The organism is Paracoccus sp. 08, assembly GCF_024105395.1.
In the GTDB taxonomy this organism is placed as follows: domain Bacteria; phylum Pseudomonadota; class Alphaproteobacteria; order Rhodobacterales; family Rhodobacteraceae; genus Paracoccus; species Paracoccus marcusii.
In genome coordinates this window covers 1-1,547 of sequence record NZ_WEKR01000060.1, presented here as the reverse complement: position 1 = coordinate 1,547, position 1,547 = coordinate 1, and the positions used below count along the sequence as shown (strand labels likewise).

Here is a 1,547-nt window from a genome sequence, read left to right as displayed (position 1 = left end):
GATCCCCGCCGATGGCCTGCCTGTCACCCGCCTGGCCATCCGGGGCATGAGCTGCGCGGCCTGTTCGGGACGCGTGGGCCGCGTGCTGTCGGCCCGCCCCGATGTGGCGGATGCACAGGTGAACCTGGCCACGCACCGCGCCCAGGTCAGCCACGATCCCGCCCTGACCCCGCAGGCCTTGGCGCAAATCGTGACGGATCTGGGCTATCCCGCGACTGTCATCGCCGACAGCGCGCCACCACCCCCGGACGAGGCCCCGGCCCTGCGCCGTGCGGCCCTGACCGCCGCCGCCCTGACCCTGCCCGTCGCGGTGGTCGAGATGGGTGGCCATCTGGTCCCGGCCTTCCATCACTGGCTGCATGCGCTGGTTCCCATGCGCGCGTTGTGGGTCGTGCAGATGATCCTGACGCTGGCGGTGCTGGCCGGACCGGGGCGGCGGTTCTTTGGCACGGGGCTTGCCGCCCTGCGCCGCGGCGCCCCCGAGATGAACAGCCTGGTGGCGCTTGGCGCGGGCACGGCCTTTGCCTTTTCCGCCGTCGTGACCCTGGCCCCCGGCCTGATCCCCGCCGCCTCGCGCCAGGTGTGGTTCGAGGCCGCGGCGGTGATCGTCACCCTGATCCTGACCGGCCGCTGGCTGGAGGCGCGCGCCAAGGGCCAGGCCGGCGCCGCGATCCGCGCGCTGCTGGCCCTGACGCCCAATCACGCGACGGCGCTGCGGGACGGGCATCCGGTGCGTGTCGCGGTGGCCGACCTGCAGCCGGGCGATCTGGTGCAGCTGGCGCCCGGCGAACGCATCGCGCTGGACGGCGTGCTGACCGAAGGCGCGGGCCATGTCGACGAATCCATGCTGACGGGTGAACCCGTCCCGGTGCTGCGCGCGCCCGGCGACACTGTGACCGGCGGCACCGTCAACGGCGCGGCCGCCCTGACCTATCGCGTCACGGCCACGGGGCCGGACACCGTGCTGTCGCGGATCGTGGCCCTGGTCGAAGAGGCGCAGGCCGCCCGCCTGCCGGTGCAGGCGCTGGTCGACCGGGTCACGCGGATCTTCGTTCCGGTGGTGATGGGCCTGGCGGTGCTGGCCTTTGCGCTGTGGCTGACCTTTGGCCCCGACCTTGCGCATGCGGTCGTGGCGGCGGTGTCGGTGCTGATCATTGCCTGCCCCTGCGCGATGGGCCTGGCGGTGCCGATGTCGATCATGGTGGGCAGCGGGCGCGGCGCGCGGCTTGGCATCCTGTTCCGCCAGGGCGATGCCCTGCAGAAACTGGCGGGCGCGCGGGTGGTGGCCTTTGACAAGACCGGGACGCTGACGCAAGGCCGCCCCCGCGTGACGCAGATCTGGATCCACGGCATCGACCGCGACGCCGCCCTGCGCCTGACCGCCGCGGCCGAGGCCCGATCCGAACACCCCCTGGGCCGCGCGATCCTGGCCGAGGCAGGCGGCATGACGCTGCCCCCGGCGCAATCGGTGACCGCCCTGCCCGGACGCGGCCTGACCGCGATGGTCGAGGGGCGGTCGCTGCTGATCGGCAACGCCGCCGCGCTGC

Annotated in this window: 1 protein-coding gene; it reads left to right on the top strand. The window is 73.7% G+C overall.

Going from position 1 to position 1,547, the window contains the following annotated elements; all coding sequences use genetic code 11:
• On the top strand, positions 1 to 1,547 hold a 1,547-nt coding region (locus GBO37_RS14020), incomplete at both ends, for a cation-translocating P-type ATPase (RefSeq protein WP_252929647.1).